Annotated in this window: 17 protein-coding genes; 13 read left to right on the top strand and 4 right to left on the bottom strand. The window is 38.5% G+C overall.

Annotated elements, in window-relative coordinates:
* Positions 1–90: 90 nt before the first annotated feature.
* The 6 genes from VP98_RS01940 (at position 91) to VP98_RS01910 (ending at position 5,215) form a co-directional block, all read left to right on the top strand.
* Positions 91–1,104, top strand: a complete 1,014-nt coding sequence (locus tag VP98_RS01940) for an SIS domain-containing protein (protein WP_046173613.1) — start codon at positions 91–93, stop codon at positions 1,102–1,104.
* A 78-nt stretch (positions 1,105–1,182) separates the two neighbouring features.
* Positions 1,183–1,965 (top strand): fructoselysine 6-kinase, encoded by a 783-nt coding sequence (gene frlD, locus VP98_RS01935; RefSeq protein WP_046173612.1) that lies wholly within the window; start codon positions 1,183–1,185, stop codon positions 1,963–1,965.
* A 67-nt stretch (positions 1,966–2,032) separates the two neighbouring features.
* Positions 2,033–2,761 carry a GntR family transcriptional regulator gene (locus VP98_RS01930; protein WP_046173611.1) on the top strand — a complete coding sequence of 243 codons (729 nt, stop codon included), beginning with the start codon at positions 2,033–2,035 and terminating at the stop codon, positions 2,759–2,761.
* Between the two features lie 710 nt (positions 2,762–3,471).
* The gene (locus tag VP98_RS01920; protein ID WP_046173609.1) at positions 3,472–3,777 is read left to right on the top strand and encodes a hypothetical protein; all 306 of its coding nucleotides are present in this window, start codon (positions 3,472–3,474) and stop codon (positions 3,775–3,777) included.
* Positions 3,778–3,986: 209 nt separating this feature from the next.
* On the top strand, positions 3,987–4,760 hold the full coding sequence (locus VP98_RS01915) for a TerC family protein (protein WP_046173608.1): 774 nt from the start codon (positions 3,987–3,989) through the stop codon (positions 4,758–4,760).
* A gap of 194 nt (positions 4,761–4,954) precedes the next feature.
* Entirely contained in the window at positions 4,955–5,215 is a 261-nt protein-coding gene (locus VP98_RS01910) for a hypothetical protein (protein ID WP_156151289.1), read from the top strand.
* A gap of 330 nt (positions 5,216–5,545) precedes the next feature.
* Here the strand turns inward: VP98_RS01910 and VP98_RS18735 are convergent, their stop codons facing one another.
* The gene (locus VP98_RS18735; protein WP_156151288.1) at positions 5,546–5,707 is read right to left on the bottom strand and encodes a hypothetical protein; all 162 of its coding nucleotides are present in this window, start codon (positions 5,705–5,707) and stop codon (positions 5,546–5,548) included.
* 284 nt (positions 5,708–5,991) lie between these two features.
* On the opposite strand from VP98_RS18735, the gene VP98_RS01905 reads away from it, so the two are divergent.
* The gene (locus tag VP98_RS01905; protein WP_046173607.1) at positions 5,992–6,243 is read left to right on the top strand and encodes a hypothetical protein; all 252 of its coding nucleotides are present in this window, start codon (positions 5,992–5,994) and stop codon (positions 6,241–6,243) included.
* A 329-nt stretch (positions 6,244–6,572) separates the two neighbouring features.
* Here VP98_RS01905 and VP98_RS01900 read toward each other — a convergent pair whose 3' ends face one another.
* Positions 6,573–7,562: a LacI family DNA-binding transcriptional regulator gene (locus VP98_RS01900; protein WP_046173606.1), complete on the bottom strand. Its 990-nt coding sequence runs from the start codon at positions 7,560–7,562 to the stop codon at positions 6,573–6,575.
* A gap of 450 nt (positions 7,563–8,012) precedes the next feature.
* Between VP98_RS01900 and VP98_RS01895 the strand changes: the two genes are divergently transcribed.
* Positions 8,013–8,861, top strand: a complete 849-nt coding sequence (locus VP98_RS01895; RefSeq protein ID WP_046173605.1) for an HAD-IIB family hydrolase — start codon at positions 8,013–8,015, stop codon at positions 8,859–8,861.
* Between the two features lie 93 nt (positions 8,862–8,954).
* Here VP98_RS01895 and VP98_RS19045 read toward each other — a convergent pair whose 3' ends face one another.
* Positions 8,955–9,098, bottom strand: coding sequence for a hypothetical protein (locus VP98_RS19045; protein ID WP_197076536.1), 144 nt, complete (start codon positions 9,096–9,098; stop codon positions 8,955–8,957).
* Positions 9,099–9,258: 160 nt separating this feature from the next.
* Between VP98_RS19045 and VP98_RS01890 the strand changes: the two genes are divergently transcribed.
* Together VP98_RS01890 and VP98_RS01885 are read left to right on the top strand one after the other, a co-directional pair.
* The gene (locus VP98_RS01890) at positions 9,259–9,669 is read left to right on the top strand and encodes a DUF6892 domain-containing protein (RefSeq protein ID WP_046173604.1); all 411 of its coding nucleotides are present in this window, start codon (positions 9,259–9,261) and stop codon (positions 9,667–9,669) included.
* Positions 9,670–9,693: 24 nt separating this feature from the next.
* Positions 9,694–10,230 (top strand): hypothetical protein, encoded by a 537-nt coding sequence (locus tag VP98_RS01885; protein ID WP_052712095.1) that lies wholly within the window; start codon positions 9,694–9,696, stop codon positions 10,228–10,230.
* 271 nt (positions 10,231–10,501) lie between these two features.
* On the opposite strand, the gene VP98_RS01880 is transcribed toward VP98_RS01885, so the two are convergent.
* Entirely contained in the window at positions 10,502–11,284 is a 783-nt protein-coding gene (locus VP98_RS01880) for an AraC family transcriptional regulator (protein ID WP_046173603.1), read from the bottom strand.
* Positions 11,285–11,463: 179 nt separating this feature from the next.
* On the opposite strand from VP98_RS01880, the gene VP98_RS01875 reads away from it, so the two are divergent.
* From VP98_RS01875 to VP98_RS01865, 3 genes are all read left to right on the top strand, one after another.
* Positions 11,464–13,140 (top strand): glycoside hydrolase family 2 protein, encoded by a 1,677-nt coding sequence (locus VP98_RS01875; protein ID WP_046173602.1) that lies wholly within the window; start codon positions 11,464–11,466, stop codon positions 13,138–13,140.
* Between the two features lie 425 nt (positions 13,141–13,565).
* Complete coding sequence (locus VP98_RS01870; RefSeq protein ID WP_052712094.1) at positions 13,566–14,216, top strand: YesL family protein; 651 nt, start codon at positions 13,566–13,568, stop codon at positions 14,214–14,216.
* Positions 14,217–14,284: 68 nt separating this feature from the next.
* Positions 14,285–16,567 carry an AraC family transcriptional regulator gene (locus VP98_RS01865; RefSeq protein ID WP_046173601.1) on the top strand — a complete coding sequence of 761 codons (2,283 nt, stop codon included), beginning with the start codon at positions 14,285–14,287 and terminating at the stop codon, positions 16,565–16,567.
* Positions 16,568–16,633: the final 66 nt, after the last annotated feature.

Raw genomic sequence — 16,633 nt, 5'->3', positions numbered from 1 at the left:
TGTATAATTTATTATAATACAAAACATAACAAATTATTTTTGAGGTTGTACTGCAACTTATATGGATTCGATTAGAGGAGGAAGAATTTTATGCTTAAATTTGATGAAGAATTATTTCTTAATCTTGTAGAGAAAGAGGGCCTTGGTTTTAGAGAGCAAATTGAAAATATTGTGGATGGGATCTCACAAAGAGGATACAGTAATATTTTTCTTATCGGTGCGGGCGGCACGATCGCCATGATGTATCCATATGAATACATTTTAAAATCAAACTCTACTATCGATGTCCATGCTGAAATTGCGGCTGAATTTATGGTAATGAACAATAAGCATTTCAGCAAAGACTCTGTCTGCATTTTTACCTCTGTGTCAGGCACAACAAAAGAAACCGTTGCAGCTGCTGAATACTGTAAAGAGAGAGGAGCTACTACTATTGCTTTAGTAGCTGAGCCAAACACGCCTCTAACGCAAGCTGTCGACTACTGTATCACGACAGGGTCTGAGAAACATTCTTTTGATACTTTCTTTATGCTTCTGTACATGATCGTTTTCCGTTTTATGTACAATAACAATGAGTTTCCTCAATATAAGCAATTCACAGAGGAGGTCGCTCTGCTTCCAAGGGCAATTTTAGATGCAGTGAAAGCGTTTGATAAAAAAGCAGAAGAATTCGCTGTTAAGCACAAGGAGACAGACTACCATATGATGGTCGGCTCCGGTAACCTGTGGGGAAACACTTATTCCTATGCAATGTGTATCTTAGAGGAAATGCAGTGGATACATGCCAAATCGATTCATGCAGCTGAGTTTTTCCATGGCACACTTGAACTTGTTGTAGAAGATACAAGCGTTATTCTGCTGAAAGGTGAAGACGAAACACGGCCGCTGATGGACCGCGTTGAAAGATTCGCGGAGAAGGTTACAAAAGAACTGACAGTTATTGACACGAAAGACTTTGACATGCCAGGCATCAGTGAAGAATTTAGAAAGCATTTTGCAGTTAGTATCAACTGGTCTGTTTTAAGCCGGATTAGCGTGCACTTGGAACGTGAAAGAAATCATTCACTGGATCTTAGAAGATACTACCGGCAAATGGAATATTAAGAATTTCGACGCGATGAGCACTATACCCTAGTGCTCATTTCTTTCAATGCACGGGCATTTATAGAGGGAGGGGAAAGGATGAAAATTGCAACAGTTGGAGATAACTGCATGGATGTCTATAAGGCAAGCGGGAAAGCTTACCCGGGGGGGAATCCGGTTAATGTAGCTGTCTATTTAAAGGAATTGGGTGCCGATTCTGCTTATATTGGGTGGGTGGGCACCGATTCATATGGTGATAAAATGATCAAAGCCATCCAGGATAAGGGGGTGGATATCACTTGCCTTTCTCGTAAAGAGGGAAAAACAGCCGTTACCTTTGTTGAATTGGTGGAAAACGACAGGGCTTTTGGAGAATACAATGAAGGCGTAATGGCTGATTTCTCTTTAACACAGGAAGAGCTTAGCTTTATTGGGACGCATCAACTCGTCCATGCGGGAATCTGGGGTCATGCTGCAAGCTATTATTCATCTTTTAAAAAAAGGGGATTGGCCACTTCTTTTGATTTTTCAGATAAATTAAATCATAGTCTGGTAAATACTTTACCCAGGTTTGTGGATTACTCTTTTTTCTCGTATACAAAGGACGATGACTTTATTCGCCTGTTTTTAAAAAAAGTAAAAAATCTCGGTTCTAAAATTGTGGTGGCGACTTTGGGGGAAAACGGCGCACTTGCCTACGATGGTGAACAATTTTATCAATGCGGCGTAGTTGAAAAGAATGTAGTTGATACAATGGGAGCGGGAGATTCCTTTATTTCCGGATTTATTTATGGAATATTGGACGGGCTCCCTGTCAGTAAATGCTTAGAGCTGGGTACAGAAACAGCTGCGAAGACAATTAGATATTTTGGTGCCTGGTGACTGGGGGTGGCCATTTATGTATAATAGATACTACATAATCTATTAATTGATAAGGATGAAACAAGATATGACCTTAAACCCTTCAACTCCCCAGCCACTTTATATGCAGATAAGGCAAATGTTGAAGAATGATATTCAGCACGGAAAGTACAAACCGGATGAACAGATCCCAACGGAAGCAGAACTTTGTGAAACATACAGCGTAAGCCGTATTACCATACGAAAAGCCATCGAGGAACTGGTGAAAGACGGCACGCTGACACGTATTCCGCGCAGAGGCACGTTTGTGACATCAAAAAAGTTCCATAATGAACTATTGTCTGTAAGCGGATTCTCAGAGTTCAGCCATCAGTTGGGCATGATCCCTAATTCCCGGATTTTAAGAAGTGAGGTTATACCGGCAACTGAATATGTTGCAGAGCATCTCTTAATCGAAGAAGGAAGCCCCGTTCTGGAACTTGAACGTCTTATGTATGTCAATGACCGCCCTCTTTTTTATGATATTGCGCATTATTCGCTCATCCGCTTTCCAGATTTAGAAAAGAAAATTGCAGGGGGTGAATCTACATATAAAACTCTTTTGCAAGATTACCATACAGAAATAGTCAGCAATGATAAAATTATTGATGTAATTGGAGCTACAAAGCATTATGCAAAATTGTTAGAGTGTGATATTGGATCCAATCTTTTTAAAATTATAAAAATTGCTTTTGATGCGAACGATGAGCCTGTCCACCTATCTACTTTTATGTGTGAGACAAACAAGGTAAATCTTACTGTTCACCGGGCAAAATAGACTCATAACATGTTCCTCAGCCTGCAGGCAAAGCGCAGACCAATTTTTTATCCTGCGCGGTTTTCACCGGGAATCAGTAAGTCTGCGTCCTTTCCGGGTTAAAGTGCCAGGTAAACCCTTAAACTAATAAAAAGATCAGCCATTTCAAACGCTGGTCTTTTTTATTTTAAAGCGAAAGCAATATCTCAGAAATAACGCTGTAATTAATTCATCAAGTGTGGTAATAAAGTTAACCCCCTGAGCAGGTCGAATTTCCGCTTTAGTTTCCACTTATCTGTGTGAGCAAGATCTTTTACAGATTCATTGTGAAGGATTCTGATTTCATCCGAACTGAAGCAATTTCTCCCGGGGCGGAATAATGAAATAAAGGACGGTATTTCGCTTCTCTGGGCCGGTAAATAAGAATACCGGCCAAAACATGCGAAAAACCGCCTAAAACTGAAAAATACCGGCCATAAAAGCAGAATAAAGCGCCGAAAGAAGGCAGGTTATACGTTATGCGGAACAAGGAATTTGGTGCCGGGACAGAGAAGTATAACTGCATGGAATAGCAAAAGGGAGAGAATAATGGCGGAAAAAGAAACCAAAGGGTTAAAAAATGACAACTGAAACAGCAGGCGGATGCTTGTATGAAAGCTATTAAACTAGCGAAGCAGGTTATATTACTTCAGTAAAAAAATTAATTCAGTGGGAGAAAAGGAGAAAATTCTGTGAATATTATTTTTTTGGCTGCTGCTGTTCTTACTTCTTTAACAGTCCTAAGAAAAATAATCTCAATTGAAAGGATAAAGCCCGAGTCAGCGGCGAAGAAAATAAAGAAAAATGCAATTATGATGGTCTGGGGGCTCTTGCTTGTTTTTTGTATTCTTTTTATTCCCTATCAAACCTGGATACTAACTGGGCGTTTAAATGATTGGAATGGTGTATATATACTCGGAGCATCCGCAACAGCGACAGTTATTTTGTGTTTTTCTTTTTATTTTAAATTCAAGACAAACAAGGCGGCAGGCGGCTAATTTTAAACGCAAATAGCTTTTCCTTTCACATAAATGCTTCACCGGGCGAACAATGCCTTTACGGTTGGCCGGCAGAAAAAACAAGAGATATAGAAAAAATTTTAAGAACAAAACTTTATTTAATAAGATTGCCTGTGTATCATAAAGGGGAATAGTATGGTATTGCAACTATTACATCCCATTTTGTGTTTAGGAAAGGAAAGATGTTGATGGATTCAATCTGGCTGGAGTATGCCTGGGCATTGCTGATTTTAATTGGATTGGAAGGCCTGTTATCGGCCGACAATGCCCTTGTACTGGCGGTTATCGCCAAGCATTTACCTGAAGATCAAAAAAAGAAAGCGATAAGTTACGGAATCCTTATGGCCTTTGTTTTCCGTTTCGGGGCGCTTTTTGCCATTTCATTTATCGCCAACGTCTGGCAGATCCAGGCGATAGGAGCACTGTACCTTCTTTACCTGGGCTTAAAGCATGTAATTCAAGCGAGGTTCGGGAAAGAAAACGAGAATATTCGCGAAGAGGTCAAAGAGGAAGCGAAAGGGATGGGCTTCTGGCCGACAGTCGGAAAGATTGGTATAGCGGACCTTGCGTTTGCGATTGATTCCATTCTGGCTGCGGTGGCGCTTGCTCTCGGTCTTCCAGATTCACCGCTTGGCAATTTCGGCGGCATGGATGGAGGAAAGTTCCTTGTGGTTCTTCTCGGAGGAATTGCGGGCCTTATCCTGATCAAGTATGCAGCAACCTGGTTCGTGAAGCTTCTTGACCAGCGTCCCGCACTGGAAACAACCGCTTATGCCATTGTGGCCTGGGTCGGTGTCAAGCTTGCGGTCATTACGCTTGCCCATGAGGATATCGGGGTCCTGGATCATGATTTTCCGCACAGTACCGTCTGGACATTAATTTTCTACGGCGTACTGGTGGCCATTGCCCTGATCGGCTGGTTTGCACCGGCCGATAAATCAATGGAAAAAGAGGATTTATAAAAGGCAAAATCATCTAAAGAAATGTAAAATGAAGCAACAGGCAGCACAGGGAAGCCCTATAACATGGGCTTCCCTGTGCTTGTTTTTATTTGACGAGCTGCCAGCCATGATGATGGTTCTTCTAAGGTTTTTTTGTGGAAATATTGTGAAAATTTGAAACCTGAACCAAACATATGCGTAAATGGGAAAAAGGAGTGAGGATCATCAAAAAATATTTCGTCTTTTTGATTAGCTTTGCTTTGCTGTTTACGGCCGCCCAGATCGGAATCGGCCTGCTTCTTACCCTGTCGTATGCGCCTGATTTTTCTTCAGCAGGAGGCAGTCTAGATTCACAGACAGCTTTCGGTCAAACATCTTTAAACGAAACCTTTGCTGTTATCATGTTTGCAGCAGCAACACTCGCTTATTTTCTCACTGAAAAACTATTCAAAGCTTCCAGCATATCTGAAAAATGAAAGGCTTCACAGTCTTTCATTTTTATTTTTAAGCCGATGCCGTAAGAGAAAATAAAAAACTGTCTCGGAGCAGGAACAGGCATGGTGTCAGAGAGCGAAGGGAAAATTCCTTTTTCACTTGATTAACTGGAGGAGAAGCTGGACCCCGGACAGTATAGGATCATTATCCGTTTTTCCTGCGAAACAAAAATCTCAATTTACGCTTGCGGCCCCTTTTGAGGTCACAAATTAACAAGGTAGTGAAGCTTAAAAGCAGGGAGATTATAGGGGTAATTATCTATACGAAAATAAATTATTGCAGGAGATAAAAGTTGAAAAAATGCGGCTGCCTTATAGAAAAAGCATTTCTAACACCGCAGCTGACCAATAAAACAGGCTCATCACAGAAAATGAACCGATGAGCGTGAACAATGGACCTGGCAATTCCTTGTATTTAGCAATTAGGAGTAAGCCAATAGCTATATGGCTGATTGCAAATATAAATACTGACATACGGCACCTCTTTATTTGTCGTTGAAATAATCGAAAGCCTGAACGGCAATAGCGGAAGAGACTTCTGCCAAAAATCTTACTGCCAGTAATAAAAGTTCCATTCTACTCAGCTCCTTGTAGTAATCAGTACACAAAATGCAAACAGTTGAACAAAAAGTGTGTCCACAAAAGTATGTAGTATTAATCGTAATCAGGTGCATTGAGAAATACCGGCCTCAGTTACATATTATCTTTGATCATAAGGAAGATCAATTCTTATTTCCGGAAATATCCAGGAGGCTCAATTGAATTTCTTTTTCATGCCTCATAAAGGTGGTTATCAATTGCCTCTACAAAGTAACTATGGCGCTCTGGATTTCGAAAATCCGGGGTGTTTTTTTGAAGCAAGGAACAGCTGGGTAAGTCCCGGGGACAAAAAGGTTGAACTTACCGTTGAAGGCAAGCCCTTATATGTTCAATTGAATGAAGCAGACTCAGAAAAGCTGTACAGGCTTTTGACGGATAAAATTTTGTCGGACCATGTAGTGGTCAAGTAATTCAGCCCCCGTTTGAAAGCCAGGCCTCCTTATCAAGTTCAATGCTTTCATTGCTTATCACCAATTCTAGGCAAGCCATTCCCCGGGCTTCAGGATCATCGCGGCATTACCAGCTGTTTTGCTTTTTATAAAACAGCAGGAATTTTACAAATGGAACGCGTAGCCCTGTGAATGCCGCCATTTCTTTCCTGGATCAAGCGCTGTTATTCTGCACTTTTTTTAAGGGATTGTCCTATCGCTTGTTTCACTGCATAAAAGATCGATTTGTGGATTTTTTGTCCGGAATTCTTCAAAAACGGATGAAACGGCTCTTTACTATTCAGATGGATCTACGTTGATTCCCTTATAATAAGTTTCGTAGCCAGCCTTACAACTTCCCGCTTTAATTCCGCCTGCTGTTTTATCGATTGTATCAATATGCGAGCGGCTTGCTGTCCCAGTTCCATAATGGGTATATCAATTGTTGTAATAGCGGGAGCCGATACCTGGCAGATTAATTGATTGTCATATCCGATCACAGCCAGGTCCTCTGGTATTTTGTATCCACTGGAGACCGCTTTTTTAATAATTCCCGCAGCCACCTGGTCACTTCCTGTAAACAAAGCAGTAGGTTTTTCTTTTAACTTATAGATTTCGTTAAAGATACGGAATCCATCTTCAATATCAAATGCTTTACCGAATAGCCATTCTTTCTTGTGCGGCAGTTTATGAGCCAATAAAGCCTTTCGATACCCTGCTTTTCGTTGTCGCTGGGCTTCACTGTAGGAGTGATCATAGCAGAACCCTATTTTCTGGTGCCCTTTTTCGATTAAATAGCTGACAGCTTTGGAGGCGGCTTCAAATTCGTCATAACCTATAATAGGTATATCAGCTGAAGGGTGGTATTCGTTACATAATAAAATGGGGCCGTATTTTAAAAAAGGCTCTATCAATTCCCACTCATTTTCCAGTGCCCCTAAAATAATTCCATCGACTTCTTTATTTCGCAGCAGCTCCATCAATTCCAATTCGACTGCTTGATTATAAAAAGTTTGAAAGATAAGGGATTTATAACTGTATGTTAAGGCTTCATGAGAAATACCTTTAATGAGCTGAGCAAAAAATGGATGGTCAATACTTGGAACCGATACAGCGATTGTATGAGTTTTACTGGTTCTAAGACTACGTGCAAGCGAGCTGGGTGTATAATCTAGTTCTTTTATTACCTTTAAGATTTGCTCTCTTTTTTCTTTCGATACATACGGGTGATTATTAAGCACACGGGATACGGTTGTTTTTGAAACATTGCATAATTTAGCTATTTCATCAATACTGGCCATCGTTTATCATCCTTAAAAAAATGTTGACATGTTATCGATTTCAGAAATTAATATGAGCTTGTAAGTTCCACATAATGATAAGCAGTTGGAGAAGCGGTATCTTGCAGACATTTGTCAAGCTCAAAGGTCGCCGGGACATTTTAAAAGCCTTTACAGGATCATAAATGTGCGAAGAAGGTCCATGTCTCGATCAGCTAGAAGGCACGTTAGCTCCATATTTACAAAAAAAGGACATAATTGCAACAGGCGGCTATTGGATTACAATGTATTGCGCATGTCTCATTGAATAATGTCAGGCGTCGACAATGCAGCAATGGACCGGGGGATTTAGGGAAATCAGGAATACGTGAACTGCCTGAATTGCCAAAAGGTCACGTATAGAATTTTTTCACTGTCTGGGATAGAGGGCTCACCTTTGAAGAATAAAACAGAGTGATGGAGGGATTAGTAATGCTATTAAATAAAAAAGCGGAATTTACGTTGCTACCGCCTGTCAGAAACCCAAAATACATTGTATTTTGTGATTTTGATGAAACATATTATCCTCACACCATGAGTAATAAGCGTCAGCAAGATTTGTACGAGCTTGAGGATTATGCAAAGCAAAAAAGTGAAGAAGGGACACTTGTTATTGGGTGGGTTACCGGAAGCAGCATCGAGTCGATTCTAGACAAAATGAAACGGGGAGGGCTCAGGTTTTTCCCCCATTTTATAGCGAGTGATTTGGGAACGGAAATCACCTACTTTTCGGAACATAACTTCGGCCGGCAGGATATGGAATGGCATTCTCGAACCGTAAGTGAAAATTTCACTAAAGAGAAGATTGAAGAGATCGTTACCTTTCTGCATGAGAAAAACAATATTCTTTTAAGCCCGCAAACGCAATTGGGAAGCTCTCGTTATAAATATAATTATTACTATAAAGAGCAAAGTGAAATAGTAGACGAGGAAAATTTATTAGCCATTAAAGCAGCAGGAAAGAAGTACAGGGTGGCAGTCAATATCAATCGCTGCAATCCTCTTGCTGGCGATCCAGAAGATAGTTTTGATGTGGATTTTATTCCAATCGGCACCGGAAAAGATCAAATTGTACGATTTATGCTGGCGAAATATCATTTGCAGCCAGAAAATGCTTTTGCGTTTGGAGACAGCGGAAACGACCTGCGCATGCTGGAAACCGTGAAATATGGTTACCTGGTACAGAATGCGACACAAGAAGCAAAAAATGCTTATTCAGCGATTGCGAAAGGGCAGTATTCAGAAGGGATTATGAACACGTTAAAATCCATTATCAATTAATTTGGAGAGAGTAAAACACAGATGGATCACCTGGAGACCCGGGGATCCATCTTTCAACATGGTCTGGTATTTCGTAAAAAAATGACTTCCATTTTAATGAAAGAAGCCAAATATCCAGACAATCAGATAAAGAGGAAGCGAAACAAGGATCATTCCGGCAGCGAAATAGCTGACCGGCCGCAGTATAAACGCGAAAATATCATATAAAAAATCCGCCAGTTCATCCACAAACCTCATGGTTCATCCTCCTCCCTCTGTAACGTATCCACTATATCTATTGAATTTGTGATATAAGAGTATTGTATAATAAGCAGGAGGGATAATCTTTTATTTTTTCTATTTTTTTCAAAAGTTTAACGTTCAGACTGGGTCAGTTAATAAATTAGGAGGCAAGATCATGGATAAAAGCGGAATGTTTCAGGATTTTAACTTTAAATTGGTGGTCATCGAAGCATTATTGGACAAAGAGCCTCTCTTTCTGGAAGAGTTAATAGAATTGAAAAATAAGTATACCAGTTGTTTTGAATGGTATGCTGGAAATGGGCCTATTGAAGAAATCAGGGACTATTTAGAAGAAGTAACTCTGGAAAAAAGGGACCTTGACAAGGTTGAATCCCTTTGTTTTGACGGGGGCAATGACATTTACCATATTTTAAAGCCCGATTGGGATGGCGAGGACAGTTTATTTGATGTAACTTCTGTTGAAGGCTTTCAGAATTTACCGAATTTAAAAGAAGTGGATTATGTTTCAATGTGTTACCCGGAGGTGCTGGAGCCATTTAAGCAAGCTGGAATTGATGTTATATAGTCATTTTATAAAAGGAGGAGGAGCATGCGGAACCGCCTTTTGAACCCCATTCTGCTGCTTATTTTGGCTTCAATGCTGTCAGCTTGCAGTCAGGAAGTGAATAACTTCCATTCACCATTATATACAGGGGGAAGCCTGGAAATCGGCATTGTGGGTAAACCTCCTGAAATGAGGGAAAGCAATGTGCAGTTTATTTCATTGACCCTCGAAGACGTGGAAAAAGGAAATATTAAAAATGCGGATGCGGTGTTTATCACCAAAGATCATTTACCGGAAGCAGCAGAGCCCGAGTACGCGGCCGCTTACCTGAAGTCTCCTGTTCCTTTTGTATTTATCGAGTCCGAGAAGGTATATTTAGCATTTATTGATGAAGAGCTTTCCTATGAAGACGCCCATGCATCACAATCAGGTGATTATTTGATTGGGTACTTTCATGATACATATTTCGGATTGAGCCTGTACGATCATCAACAAACAAAGAAAACGATTCAGAGCTGTTATTCGAGAGTGTTTTCGATTATAGAAAATGCAAAACATACGGGAGAGATTATTTTAGAATAAACCACAGCCTGCTCCGGGCGGGAAGCAGATTCAGGCCGCCAACAAACGATTACCGGCGGTTGTGCCTTTGGGGATCACCCCGGTTTCGGCTGCCCGCCAGGCGAGGGTCTGAAAAAGTCTATTTAAAGAAAAAGAAGCTGACTGCCTGCTATATGCAGATAGTGGGCTTCTTTTCTTTTTTCTTCGTGATTTTAAGAAGTCTTTTTACCATTCATCAGGAAAAATCTCCTTCACATTGCCAGCGAATTAAGTGCAGAAGGAAACCCCTCTGTTACCGTTTGCTGTTCAACCTGCGGTATTCAGTGGGAGTTAAAGTAGTCAGCTTCTTAAACTGTCTCATAAAATGGACGTCATTTTGATAGCCGCATAAACTCGATATTTCACCGACTGGAAAATCTGATTCGATTAAAAGCTCTTTGGCATAAGTAATGCGGCTTTCTATAACATCCGACATACAGGAGATGTTAAAGGCATCTTTATAAATATTTTGTAAATAGCCACAGCTTATATGCAGCTTATCAGCCATTAATGGTATTGACCAGTTGTTTTGCGGGTTGCTGTGTATTTCACTTCTTAGTTTAATTAGTTCATTATGAATTTTTGAGTGCCAGGGGTGAAAGTTCTTTGTCTCCATTTGTTCTTTCGTTTTTACAAATAAAATCTGCATCAAATATTCGATGGTGCGCTCCTTGTAAGGATTGTTTGAGTAAAACTCATTTGCCATTTTCTGAATTAAATCGGATATATAATAAGGATTTGAGATATACAATGGTGTATTTAGCTCTATGGGATATTGATTAAGAAAAACCGGATCAATTTCAAAATGTATCCAGTCATTTTTATACTCAGCGCCGCTTGTTTTATATTTATGAGGGAAATTCCGATCATAGATGATGAGGGTATCAGCAGGTGTAGCTATCGACTCTCCATTTATAATAAAAACTGCCGGAGTTTTTACAAGCAAAAGAAGATTCCATTCATACCCATTAGGGCGATTAACCGAAAAGTATTTGTCATGTATCGTATTACAACCCATGCGCAGAATTTTAAACATAACATCATCACCTTAGAATATATCAGTTTTATCTTATTATATTTTATTGGAATTAGTACGGCAATTCTTTATATTTTAACTATGATAAAGAACTTGATAGTTAATTCTGTTTTATTTTTTATCAGTATTCTTATGTAATGTAAGCGTCATCAAAAAGCACAATGTTATGGAGGAAGCTAATGAATACGAGATTATTTCAAAATCACATTGTACGTAAAGAAATCCCTCTTGATCCTATGTGGGATTTTCATACCTTGGATTCGGAGGAGAAGAAGCAGGAGGAATTTAAAATGCTTGTTCCAGGCTGCTGGGAGAGCAATCCCAGGCTGGTTTCTTATAAGGGAAAGGCAGTGTATTCTAAGAAAGTAACCTTTGGAGCCAATGCTCGTCTGGTATTCAAAGGAGTCAGCCATACGGCACATGTCTACCTGGACAAGAAACAGGTTGGATACCACTATAATGCTTATACTGAATTTAGCGTATTATTACAGGATATCCCCTATGGTGAGCATTTAGTGGAGGTTAAAGTGGATAATTCTTTCCACGAGGAATCTGCTCTGCATGTGAGCAATGATTACTATTCGTACGGTGGAATCACCCGTCCGGTAGTAATGGAAGAGATAGGTGAAATGTTTATTAAAAATGTCCGCTTTATTCCATATCGGGAAAATGAGAAATGGTGTGCATCAATCAGTGCCTCGGTAAGTAATCTTTCCAATGAGCAAAAGAATATAACACTGAAAATTAAGATCGGGGATGAAGAGGTTTCCTTTGCTGACAAAGTACTTCCTCCGAATGCTGAAACACTATTGGAGAATACCTTTGAATTTCCTTTTGCAGCTGCATATACATTGCAAAATCCTAAATTGTATATGATGGATGCCAGTCTTTTATACAATGATAAAGTAGTGGACGATATCATAGACAGAGTAGGCTTTCGTGATATAAAAGCCGACGGAAAGGATATATTGTTTAATGGAGAAAAAGTGATCATCAAAGGCGTAAACCGCCATGAAGACTATGCGGAATTTGGATGTGCGATTCCCATTGAAGCAATGTATCGTGATATCGAATTGATTAAATCATTAGGTGCAAACTGCGTTCGTACTAGTCATTATCCCAATGATGAGCGATTCCTGGATTTATGTGATGAAAATGGGATATTGGTATGGGAAGAGTCTCACGCAAGAGGATTAAATGAAGAACAGATGAGACACAAAAACTTTGAAAAACAAAGTTTGGATTGTATTAAAGAAATGATTGAAAATCATATAAACCATCCATCTATTTTTATATGGGGAATTTTAAATGAATGTGTGAGCAACACAGAATTTGGGAGATCCTGCTATGCCAGGCAGTTTGAACTTATTAAGAGCCTGGATTCCAGCCGGCCGGTATCCTTTGCAAGTCTTGAAGCTCATATAGGCTCAGATTTGTGCCTGGACCTGGTTGATATTGTATCTTTTAATATCTATCCGCGCTGGTATCATGATACACCGGTAAAAGATTCATTGAGCACTCTTAAAAATTTTGTTAATAACACAGGTGGAGCAGGTAAACCATTACTCATTAGCGAAATAGGAGCGGGTGCAATTTATGGTTTTAGAAGTAATAACCAGGAAAAGTGGACTGAAGAATATCAGCAGCATGCTTTAACGGAGCAAGTGACTTCTATTTTATCCGATGAGGATTTAAGTGGTGTGATTATCTGGCAGTATGCAGATTGCAGGGTAGACAGCGGCTGGTTTCATGGAAGGCCAAAATCCCAGAATAACAAAGGATTAGTCGATATTTATAGAAGAGAAAAGCTTGCTTATAGTAAAGTAAAGGACATATTCCATTCCTATCAGAAGTAGTTGTTTTATATGAGAGAAAGTCTGTGATTACCAGGACTTTTCCCCGGTACGGATCTGCTGGTTCCGGTTGAAAAAAAAGTCTCTATTTCCTCGTGTTTTGCCGCATACACTCTGAACATTCGGAGTGCATCTCGCCGCTCATTTTAAAAAAGGCAGCTAACCTTTAGGGTAGTGCCTTTTACTTGTCTTGTGAAGGATTGACGAAGCTGTAATGGACAGGAATATTGCCATCCTTATTACGAGTAATCTTTTTTAAAAAAAGAAATGGTTAAGGCGGGAAAGCAAATGAATAAAGCAATTGCTGGAATAATTCCTTGAAGAGCATCCGTACTGATTTTGAGATACAAAAGTATAATCATAATCAGTTAATCCAGAATATTTTAAACAATAAAAAAATTTAACCAATTGCGAGGCAGGGATAGGAAATGAAGGGAATTCCGGGATGGTATATGCGGTTTGGTGATTGGGTCCTGAAATTATTAATTTTAAATATACTATGGGTTATGTTCACAGGACTGGGTCTTATTATTTTTGGTTTTTTTCCAGCTACCGCAGCATTATTTGCAGTTATAAGGAAATTAGTTATGCACGACGAAGATGTCTCTATCTTTCAACTATTTTGGAGCACTTACAAATTAGAGTTTATTAAATCAAATTTTCTAGGTAGTATCATTTTGTCAATAGGGGCTATTCTTTTCGTGGATATATATATACTGAATAAGCTGGATCCAAGTATATTGAATCAAGTGTTAATTATTGTTGTGTTCGTATTAATAGTAATATATATGGCGTTAATAACTTATATTTTTCCGGTATTTGTCCACTATAAGATGAATGTATTAGGGTATTTTAAATACACTATTATTCTAATAATAGGAAGACCCTTCCACACAATATTCTTGATGGTGAGCATAATTGCCTTATTGTATTTACTAAGATGGATCCCTGGGTTAATTCCGGTTCTTGGAATTAGCGTATTTGCGTTAATCATTATGAAAATTGCATCTATGTCTTTACCAAAAATAAATAATGATGAAGGTTATATTTTAAAAGAAGAAACGAAAAATATAAAGTAATTTGTTTGAAAAATGTGCAATTACACAGGATAGGGGGTGACATAGTGTTAGGATGGAGGCGCTTACTAATGGGTGAAACGCGTAAAACTGTTTTTATGAAGCTCCTTATTTCGTATTTAATCGTTTTACTTTTACCTGTTATTATTGGCATTATTTTATTTTACAGGATTGAAGCCCTTATGGTGGAGAACGCGAATAAATCAAATACCGTTATGCTGGAGCAGGTAAGAGATGTATTAGATAATCGGTTTAAAGAAATCGAGCAATTATCATTACAAATTTCCTTGGATCAGAAGTTAAATCGGCTGATGATGAACCAGCAAAATATAAGTAATTATGAATATATTGACTACGTAAATGAGTTAAAAACATACCAGCCTGTTAGTACAAATAGTAATGATTATTATGTTTATTTTTCCCAATCTGATGTGTTGCTCTCGCCAAAAATGAAAACGGATTCATTCTTATTTTTTAATCATATTAAGCGTTATGAAAATAGTTCATATGAAGAAATAATGAATAATAGAATGTCCGGCTTTCATTTGAACAGCTATTTTCCTTCAGAGAAAATTACTATGAATTCTGGAGAGGAGCGTATCATTACATTTATACAATCATTGCCGTATGGAGAAATATCAGATGTTAAAGGAGCGTTAATGATCCACATTTCTGAACATCAGATCAAAGAAATGCTCCAGCAAATTGAAGGCTTAAACAAAGGTGTAATATATATAGCTGATGAGGATAAAGAGGTCATGATGTCTACCAGTGATAATGAAGGTGCTTTTGGAGAAATAAAACAATTATTAAATGATAATGCGGGATTTTTTGCAAAAGAGGTAAATGGGAAGGATATGATTGCTTCCTATATTGTTTCAGAGCAAAATGGGTGGACTTACGTATCTTTAGTACCGAGAGAGTTTGTATTGTCCAAAGTGAATAATGTGAAGTTATGGGCACTGAGTATGATGCTGGTATCAATTATTATTGGAGTAGTGGTTTCTTACTATTTAGCAAATAAAAATTATCGGCCTATTCGCGAAGTTGTCAATACTGTCATTGGTAAAAATAATCCAATGGGTAAATTCACAAATGAGATGGACTTAATAAAGCAAACAATCCTTAGTTCCATGGATGAACAATCACAATTACAGCGTATTGTTTCTCAACAAAAACCAGTAATACGGTCTAATTTTCTTTTACGGTTGATAAGGGGACAAGTAGATGTAACGACGATCCCCAAAAACGAGTTAGACAGTATGGGTGTCAGCTTTACATTAGATTATTTCAGCGTAATCATTATTCAAATTGATGATTTCTGTCAGTTTAATAATGAAAATACCGAAACGAATTGGGTACTGACCAGATTTATTATTGCTAACCTTAGTGAAGAGTTATTTGGTGATAATGGATATATTATTGAAATCGAACGCGAAAAGCTTCTTATCTTAAATAATCATCATACTGATTCAGATAGTGAAAGAAGCAGGCAGCTGGACCTTAGCAGAGAATTAATGGACATTTTAGATCAACAATTCGGTATAAAGATTTCCGCAGCAATCAGTCAAATTCATTATGGTCTGAATAAAATTACTGAATGTTACGGAGAATCGGTCATGGCTTTAGATTACAGGATGATAAAAGGGCCAAGTTCCATTATTTTTTATAATGATATTAAGAATAATAATGAATATGATTACCATTACCCTGTGGAAACGGAAGTTCAAATACTTAATTTTGCCAAAAACGCTGATTTTGTAAATGTAGAAAAAGTACTTGACCAGATTTTTAGTAATAATGTGCAGCAAGAAATGACACCCGAGATAAGCAAATGTTTATCTTATGATTTATTAAGTACCTGGGTTAAGCTGCTTAGTACGCTGGGTGGCGAAGATAAAAAAAGGATTATCGAATTGCACAAACCGTTTAAAGTTATTTCGGAATGCAGGACAGTCAAAGAATTGCAGGAAAAAATAAAATCTCTATATTATGATTATTGTCTTAAAGTACAGGAAAAACAATCTACTCAAGGGGAACGCTTATATCTGGAGATAGCTGCTTTTATTGAAGAGAACTTTACCGACAATATGCTTAGTCTTGGGTTGATAGCTGAACATTTTGCAATGAATTCGTCATATTTGTCTTCATTTTTTAAGAAGCAAGGTGGTATTACTCTGTCAGATTTTATTACTCAAATTAGAATAGAGGAAGCTAAGAAGCTGCTGCCAAATCGAAAGCTTACGATATCAGAGATTGCAACAAAGGTAGGGTATGCAAACAGTGTAGGGTTAATCAGGGTGTTCAAAAAAGTTGAGGGTGTTACACCTGGGCAGTATCGGGAGATTATTTAAAAGATCATACAGGCCAAATGATGAAAAGGCTAGCACCAGTGGTTATAGTTATAGACAGCCCTTTTA

This window comes from Domibacillus indicus, from assembly GCF_000970685.1.
Classification (GTDB): domain Bacteria; phylum Bacillota; class Bacilli; order Bacillales; family Domibacillaceae; genus Domibacillus; species Domibacillus indicus.
This window is presented reverse-complemented; position numbering and strand designations above follow the sequence as displayed.